This window comes from Okeania sp. SIO2F4, assembly GCF_010672385.1.
GTDB lineage: Bacteria > Cyanobacteriota > Cyanobacteriia > Cyanobacteriales > Microcoleaceae > Trichodesmium.
This window is the reverse complement of record NZ_JAAHGT010000426.1, coordinates 1-7,859: the sequence shown is the minus strand read 5'-3', so window position 1 is coordinate 7,859 and position 7,859 is coordinate 1. Positions and strand designations below refer to the sequence as shown.

Genomic DNA, 7,859 nt, shown 5'->3' with positions numbered 1-7,859 from the left:
TGTCCTTCTGCTGTTAGCACATTTTTTCTATACTTGGTTACACAGACCAAATGTACCTTTAAGTCTGAAACGCTATTTCTTTCTCGTTTTAACATATTGCGCACCAAATTTAATTGTGCTATAATTATAACATACAGGCCAAAAGCAATAAAACAGATGAAAGCCAGATATAAGTATAGAATATACCCAAATAAATATCAACAGGCCAAATTAGCACAATTATTTGGTTGTTGCAGAGTAGTTTGGAATGATAGTCTAGCTTATTGCAATGAGTTGTATAAACAAGGCTTAAAAAAGCCTAGTAACGCTGAACTTCAAAAACAGTTTATTACCTAGGGGCGATTCGCGAATCGCCCCTACAAAAGACTGAATATAGAGAATGGTTATCAGAGGTTTCTAACATACCATTACAGCAATCATTAAATGATTTAAACCAAGCATATCAAAACTTTTTTAATAGTTGTAAAGGCAAGAGGAAAGGAAAACCTGCAATACTTCCTAAGTTTAAGAGTAGGAAATCTAGACAAACAGCTAGATTTAGATGCATGAGGATTTAAAATTGGTCAACACAAAGTCTCCGATCGCTAAAGTCGGGAAACTAAAGATTATTTGCAATACGAGAACAACAAGCGTGAGCCTAGCTCAGTCACAGTAATAAAAGACAGTTCTCATAGATATTTTTTAAGCTTTGTGATAGAAATACAACCAGAAGTGTTACCTCAAACTAATAATTCAGTAGGTATAGATTTAGGAATTAAAACTTTTGCTACATTTAGCGATGGTACAAAGGTTGATGCTCCTAAACCACTCAAAAAACGAATTAAGAAGTAGCCTCTTTCAGAGGAGCTGCCTCTTTCAGAGGAGCTGCCTCTTTCAGAGGAGCTTCGCTAACGCTAACGCTAACGAAAACTGAGTAAGTCATTATCTAATAAGACTAGAGGTACAAATCGTTATGAAAAAGCTAGACTGAGAATCGCAAAATTTCATGCCAAGTTAAAAGATACGCTTGACAGATTTTTTACATAAATTATCTACTGAAATTATTAACGAAAACCAAGTGATAGTTTTAGAAGACTTAAATGTATCTGGAATGGTGAAAAACCGTAAATTATCTAGGGCTATTTCTGATTTAGGTTGGAGACAATTCCGAACATTCCTAGAAGGAAAAGCAGAAAAATACGGTAGAGAATTTCAAGTAATTAGTCGTTGGGAGCCGACATCTCAAACTTGCTCATGTTGTGGATTTAAAGGTGGAAAGTTAGACCTTTCAGTAAGAGAATGGGAGTGTCTAAACTGTGGCCGGAAACACGATCGCGATACCAACGCAGCAATAAATATATTAGTCGCCGGAGGACATGCCTCCTCCGGAGGAGCTGCGCTAACGGAGACATTAAACGGACGCGGAGGCAAGCATAAGACTACCGCCAAGGTAGCAGCAGTCAATGAAACGTCAACCCGCTCAGAATCTTTCAAGCAGCGAGCGTCTGTTTGATTTAGATGGATGGGAATCTCCGAGCCTTTGGGCCGGAGAGGATGTCAATTGGTATATTCTATTTCCATTAAGGAGAGATAATTGACGATAAGCCTCGTCCGGGACTTCACTTGTTTAGATTGAATTATAGCTCTAACTTATACTTGAGCATATCTTCTGCTGAAGAAGCTGTTAGAGTAACCAACCTACTTTAACGCTTTACTCCAAATAATTAGTTAAGCCAAATTAATTGTACATTTTCTGGTCAAGTAAAATAGGTAGGCCAAATTATTTTTAGCTCTACTGCTAAAGTATACAAGTATATTTTTCTTTCCTATTCCCTGTTCCCTATTCCCTGTTCCCTATTAACAAATGTTAAATTAATTTTGCACAGGTACTTATGTTATGTTTCAGGTATATGTACAATTATTTTATAAAAATAAAAAATCAAAAAATATAAATCAAATTGTAACAGTAGCCAAACTTTAATGAATTGAAAATAATTTCAGGTGATTATTTGATAACTCAGGGTGCAAAATTATTTCAGTGAATTGCTATGAAATCTCTCTTAAGTATCATCACAATTTTTTGACCATCATTTCACAGATTGAGTAGGGACTAAGGAGCTAAATAGTCAACTTATAGTCCAAATTTATAATTATAAACATACCCAACCCAAGAGATAGTCAAATAATCTAAAATAAATGTTAAGATAGTAATTTTGTAGCTAAAATTTTCTGAATTTGCCTATTTTTAACTAAAACTACCAATGCTCAGACTAAACTATAATTACCTACCAGTCTGTAAAAGTTGCCTCTGAAAACTCCTGAGAGAACATCATGCTCCACCACAAATCTACTTTTTTTATTGTTACATGGTTGACTTTCTGCTGCTTTTCTCCAACTGCGAGTAGAGCCATAATTTATGATTCCAAGACAGGGGAATTCAGTAATCGTACCTTGACAAAAACAGTAAACCTACAACAATCTCATCAAAATTATCCAGTTCCTCTGTATATTGCTCAAGATAGTGACTCAAAAGGCCAGGAATCTGAAAAGACCAAGGAAAAAAAATCGGATTCCTCTGATTCAAAAGTGCCTCAACAAGTTCGTTCCATACTCAAAGCTCTAGGAGGACGAAGAACACTATTTCTGTTGAGTATCATATCTGTTCTGGTCACTGGTACAGTAGTATTTATTTTACTCAAGTTGTTTGACGATCATCAACCCAAAGACTTAGATCAAAAAGACCTATCATCTCGAGAGAAAATACCAGAAGCAACTTCTCCTAATTTAAAAACTAACTATCCCAATCTTAATTCCCCTCAATGGCCAGTACCTCGCGAAAATTATGCCATGGCCAATACAGAAAATTCTTTAGATGCTTCTTTTCCTCCACTACAAGCAGAGTCAAGGGAGAATACTGATGTCCCAATTTACCCAAATAGCTCCCAACTGCATCATCAAGATATTGAAGCAGAAACATTTCCTATAGTTGATAGTAATTTTTCTATCGATCGCCAAGAAAATAATAATTATGAGCAAAAAGAAACTCCACTAAATTTATCAAAATCAACTGAAGAAAATTATATAGTTCAAGATTCTGATAATATTCCTCAGAAAAATAACTATCTTGTGCCTCAAGTTAATATTGTTGAACAATTGATTAATGAGTTACAAAATTTTGACCCGGAAAAACGGCATCAAGCTATTTGGGAGCTGGGTCAAAAAGGAGACTCTAGAGCTGTTCAACCATTAGTTAATTTACTCATAGATTCTGATTCTAAACAGCAAAGTTTAATTTTAGGGACTCTCTCAGAAATTGGCACTAAAACATTAAAACCAATGAGTAGAGCTTTAGCAATATCACTTCAAAATGATAATGCAGAAGTCAGAAAAAATGCTATTCGAGATTTAACACGAATTTATGAGTTAATCATTCAAATAACTAACCTCTTGCAACAAGCAGAGTATGACCCAGATCCGGAAGTTGAAAAAACAGCAAAATGGGCTTTAGAGCAGTTAAGTAGAATTCACACGAGGTAAGTTGAAAAATTACAACTTACAGAAAATTTCTATCTTTTTTTTATCAGAAAAATTATTTAGGGTTTGCGCTCAAAAGTCTTATGGGTGAGGGTAGAATTCAAAACTCACGAGGAATAAGAATTACAGAGAAGTTAGTAGGAATAATTGTCCCTTGATTTTTCCGCTATTCTCCTGAAAACCCTTAAATTTTGAGCTTAAGGAAGCGAAAAACTGGCACTTTTTTCGCTCTAAAAATGCTTTAGTCTTTATATGTAAATCCTTTCTTTGGGAGTTAATCAGCAGGGTCTATTTATTTATTATTTCATATATTAGAGACTAAATGTATCAGTAATACCAGGGGCGATCAATGTTTACTACAAATCAAATTCCTTGATTATAACTGCTGATTTTTTCCAGGTAAGTCCTTGATTTGATTGAGGGACAAAATCTATCATTTTCCTTCTTTCTTTCTTACGAAATAGTCCTAAAAAATTGACAACAATATAGCTAGTCTTCTGTAGGGGTTTGGTAACCAAACCCCCTACCGTAACAATATTTTTTTGGGAATCGTATTATATTAGCAATTCCTGATTATTTAACTGCCAAAGTTCGCAGACGATTTATTGCTGCCACCAACTCAAAGCGTCGGAAGAGAGCTAAATCTCCTTGTGGAAAAGGAACTAAAACATCCAAACTCTTAGATTCAATATCTGCCATGACAGCATCAATAATTTCTAATAATGTCCTATTACCATCCATATATTGTTTTTTAGCATAAACCATAGCGGCACCAATTGCCCTTAGTTGGTCTTTACTCACCAATTGTTCCACTGCAGAAAGGTCAACATCTTCATTTCCAAATACTACCTCGTCAACATCCCGCACTTTTAAACGGACATCTCGTCGTCCCCGACTAGGATCTAAACTTGCTGGTAGTGGTATTCGCGCTCGAATTTCACCAAATTTTTCACCACCTTCAGCAGTACGACCAGTAACGTATTTTTCGGCAATCTCCTTAGCTTTTTCTGTAACCTCTTGGGCTTCAAAGTTTTCCATTGCAATGATTTTATCTGCCATCTCAAAATAGTCACCACTACCACCCATAACTAAAATAGTTGAGACTTGATAATCCGTATATAACTGTCTTACCTTATCAATAAAAGGTGTAATTGGTTCCCGATCTTTAGCAATAAGTTCTTGCATTCGGCGATCGCGAATCATAAAATTAGTAGCTGCTGTATCCTCATCTACTAATAACACAGGGGGAGTAGTAGTAGTTGCAGTTTCCTCCGAGTTACTATTTCCCAGACCCGTCTCCAAAGCTTCCATAATATTTGCAGCTTGAGAGGTACTACCACTAGCATTTTCAGTAGTAAACTGAGTAGTCGAACGACCTTGAGGCAACTGATTAATAAAAGGAGAAATATCTACACCAGCAACACTACGACCATCCTCCGCTCTAATTTTAATTGCTGCGGGATCTGTCACTACAAATTCACGTCCATCACCAGGAACATGATTATAAACCCCTAATTCAATGGCTTTAAGAAGAGTAGACTTACCGTGGTAACCACCACCAGCAATTAATGTCACCCCTTTAGGAATTCCCATACCAGAAATTTTACCTTGATTTGGACATTCAAACTCTACTTCCAGAGAAGGGGGAGACTTAAATGGCACTACTTCCTCAGATGATAAAGGGCGATCGTCAACTCCACTCCGACGAGGTAAAATTGCCCCATTTGCCACAAAAGCCACTAAATTTTTTTCTGGCAACTGTTTCCGCAACCAATCTGTATCTTCTACAGTTTCTACATGACGGCGACAAGCATCAGCATCTAATTGTTCATATTTGAGACTCCGGTGAACAATATAAGGGATATCATCACAAAGCATTTCTGCTGCTTGCCTACCTAAAATCCGACGACCACCAGCAGGTAATCCTACTATTAATCGGACTTCTACACCCTTTTGATTACCTAATTTTATGGGTTTTGCCCTTTGTAAAGCTGGATTTTCACCGGGAGCAGGTTTAGGAGCTGGGGGAGCTATCTTAACTAGGTATACTGATGTTCGTTCTAGAACTTCTTGTCCCATTTTCGTAATTGCTATCATCCCACTCTTGCCAGTGCCACGACGTCCACTTACTTCGTAGGCCAGTCTGTCAAATTTACGGGTTAGGAAATCTCGTAGGGCCATTTCCCGAATGGGATTTTTATAAAGTTCTGGAGGAAAGCCAGTAACTGTATAAGGCACCTGTACCCGAAGCTTACTAGGGGCGGCAAAGGGGTCTCCCTGAACATAGTCAATAATTAGGGTAAAGTCAGGAAATTCGTAACTACCTTGAATGTCTCTGTAGGCTTTGTAGTTACCGTTGTCTAAGTCTAAGAGTTTCCGCCTGAGAGTTTGTTGATTAGTCATTTTTCAGGTGCCAGATGTCATTTCAGTTATCAGTTATCAGTTATCAGTTCCTCTGGCTGTTTGCGCAGCATTCCGCAGGAAAGTCAAAGGCTTGAAATACTGAAGTTTATTTTTTTATCCCCCTTCAAGGGACAGGAGACCTTATTTTTTGGTCATTATAAGATTTCGTAATTTAGATTTTGTATTTGATGATCTATCTTTATAATCAGTGCCTGTGGGAATACAGAATACTTTATAGATCAGAACATAATCTTTAATCAGTAACCAAAAACCTTACACTAAAATTTGTAATTATGGTCTAATGATAACCATTATTTTCAAAATCGTATAAGTTAATCAAAACTATTAATTATACTTTAGCAATAGTTTAATGTCAAGCATACAAATAGGATAAAAAAATATAAAAAAGATTTTACTACTCAGTACAATCAAATGATTTCGTTTGATTTCGTCATACTTAAAGTCAGATAAGGAAATTGAGTATCATATCAAATCGGGTAGCATCGGTGTTATTCAGTATTAAAGATCCGAGTCTATATTGTAGGGGCGAATGGCCATTCGCTCTTATGCATTGTATAACGATCGACGCAATTATATTACTCCGATTTCTCGGGAACCGTAGCCAACGGATTTGATATCAGACAAACAATCAATCCAACTATCTAATCAACAGCAAAAGTGATGGAACAATTCATAGGTCAAGTTTTACACGATCGCTATCGTATCCAATCTATACTTGGTGGTCAAATTGGTCGTAGAACTTTTCTTGCTAATGACTTGCAAACAGATTTGTTGGTTGTCGTTAAGTTGTTGCTGTTCACTCCAGACTTTACTTGGGAACATCTGAAACTCTTTGAACGGGAAACTGAAGTGCTGAAATTTCTCGAACATCCCGCTATTCCTCAATATCTAGATTACTTCAATGTGGAGATGGAATTAGGAAAAGGTTTTGCCTTAGTTCAAACTTATATTGAGGCTAAATCTTTATCCGACTGGATACAGTCTGGTCGTACCTTTAGCGAAAATGATATCAAAGCGATCGCCAAAGAGCTATTAAAAATTTTAGATTACCTGCATAGTCGCCAACCACCTGTTATTCATCGAGATATTAAACCCAGTAACATTTTATTAGTTGACCGCAGTGGTCATAGCATTGGGCAAGTTTACCTGATTGATTTGGGTTCAGTTCAAACAGCAGTACATGGTGGAACCAGGACAATTGTTGGCACTTATGGCTATATGCCACTTGAACAATTTGGGGGAAAAACTACACCTGCTTCAGATTTGTATGCTTTGGGAGCAACTCTCATTTATCTGGCAACCGGACAACATCCCGATGAATTACCTCAAGAGCAGATGCGTATCAAGTTTGAGGAATGGGTTAATCTCAGTCCAGATCTGATCGACTGGCTGAAATCAATGACAGAGCCAAGTTTAGATTTACGGCTGAAATCAGTAAAACAAGCATTAGAAGCTCTAGAAACATCTATCCTCCCAAAAAATCAGTTGACTGCCGTTACTAAACCTGATGGTAGTAGAGTTCAAGTTACGAAGACTGGACAAATGTTGGAGATTGTTTTTCCGCCACGGGGTTTCAATTTAGAGCTAATCCTTATCATTTTGTTTGCATTTCCATGGTATTTCGTTTTTGGCAATGGGTTTATTGTAAACTGGAATTCTGGTGATTGGTTATCTGTTCTATTTACACTTTTTTTCTTCCTAACAGGTCCGGCAATGACTTGGACAATTATCTCGATTTTATTTGGAACAATTAGATTTTGTATTACTCAATCAAAGATTTCTCACTCTTTGGAAATATTCGGGTTGAAGTGCTGGCAATCAACTGCACCTCGACATAAGATTACACAAATTGAAATCACCCCCTCATATATAATAAAAGAGAGCGAAGGAGGTACTCTTTCAGTACCTCCTTCGCTCTCTTT

At 36.9% G+C, this 7,859-nt stretch carries 7 protein-coding genes and 1 pseudogene; 5 read left to right on the top strand and 3 right to left on the bottom strand.

Annotation, left to right across the window (positions count from 1 at the left end):
* A pseudogene (locus F6K22_RS23660) lies at nt 1–95 on the bottom strand (IS200/IS605 family transposase); the annotation flags it as partial.
* 61 nt (nt 96–156) lie between these two features.
* Between F6K22_RS23660 and F6K22_RS23655 the strand changes: the two are divergent.
* The 3 genes from F6K22_RS23655 to F6K22_RS23645 all read left to right on the top strand — a co-directional run bounded on the left by F6K22_RS23655 (nt 157) and on the right by F6K22_RS23645 (nt 1,492).
* The gene (locus tag F6K22_RS23655) at nt 157–336 is read left to right on the top strand and encodes a helix-turn-helix domain-containing protein (protein WP_293103522.1); all 180 of its coding nucleotides are present in this window, start codon (nt 157–159) and stop codon (nt 334–336) included.
* A 354-nt stretch (nt 337–690) separates the two neighbouring features.
* The gene (locus tag F6K22_RS23650; protein ID WP_293103519.1) at nt 691–831 is read left to right on the top strand and encodes a transposase; all 141 of its coding nucleotides are present in this window, start codon (nt 691–693) and stop codon (nt 829–831) included.
* Nucleotides 832–1,006: 175 nt separating this feature from the next.
* A complete protein-coding gene (locus tag F6K22_RS23645; protein ID WP_293103516.1) occupies nt 1,007–1,492 on the top strand; it encodes an RNA-guided endonuclease TnpB family protein in 486 nt (161 codons plus the stop codon).
* A gap of 772 nt (nt 1,493–2,264) precedes the next feature.
* On the opposite strand, the gene F6K22_RS23640 is transcribed toward F6K22_RS23645, so the two are convergent.
* The gene (locus F6K22_RS23640; protein ID WP_293103514.1) at nt 2,265–2,390 is read right to left on the bottom strand and encodes a hypothetical protein; all 126 of its coding nucleotides are present in this window, start codon (nt 2,388–2,390) and stop codon (nt 2,265–2,267) included.
* A 40-nt stretch (nt 2,391–2,430) separates the two neighbouring features.
* On the opposite strand from F6K22_RS23640, the gene F6K22_RS23635 reads away from it, so the two are divergent.
* The gene (locus tag F6K22_RS23635) at nt 2,431–3,516 is read left to right on the top strand and encodes a HEAT repeat domain-containing protein (protein ID WP_293103511.1); all 1,086 of its coding nucleotides are present in this window, start codon (nt 2,431–2,433) and stop codon (nt 3,514–3,516) included.
* A gap of 570 nt (nt 3,517–4,086) precedes the next feature.
* On the opposite strand, the gene F6K22_RS23630 is transcribed toward F6K22_RS23635, so the two are convergent.
* Nucleotides 4,087–5,916, bottom strand: a complete 1,830-nt coding sequence (locus F6K22_RS23630) for an ABC-ATPase domain-containing protein (protein ID WP_293103508.1) — start codon at nt 5,914–5,916, stop codon at nt 4,087–4,089.
* A 681-nt stretch (nt 5,917–6,597) separates the two neighbouring features.
* On the opposite strand from F6K22_RS23630, the gene F6K22_RS23625 reads away from it, so the two are divergent.
* Nucleotides 6,598–7,859, top strand: a 1,262-nt coding sequence (locus F6K22_RS23625) for a serine/threonine protein kinase (protein ID WP_293103505.1), incomplete at its 3' end; no start/stop codon positions are given.

Excerpts from the sequence above, each read along its gene's own strand:
- F6K22_RS23655 (WP_293103522.1), top strand. The coding sequence starts at position 157 with ATGAAAGCCAGATATAAGTATAGAATATACCCAAATAAATATCAACAG.
- F6K22_RS23630 (WP_293103508.1), bottom strand. The coding sequence starts at position 5,916 with ATGACTAATCAACAAACTCTCAGGCGGAAACTCTTAGACTTAGACAAC.
- F6K22_RS23640 (WP_293103514.1), bottom strand. The coding sequence starts at position 2,390 with ATGGCTCTACTCGCAGTTGGAGAAAAGCAGCAGAAAGTCAACCATGTA.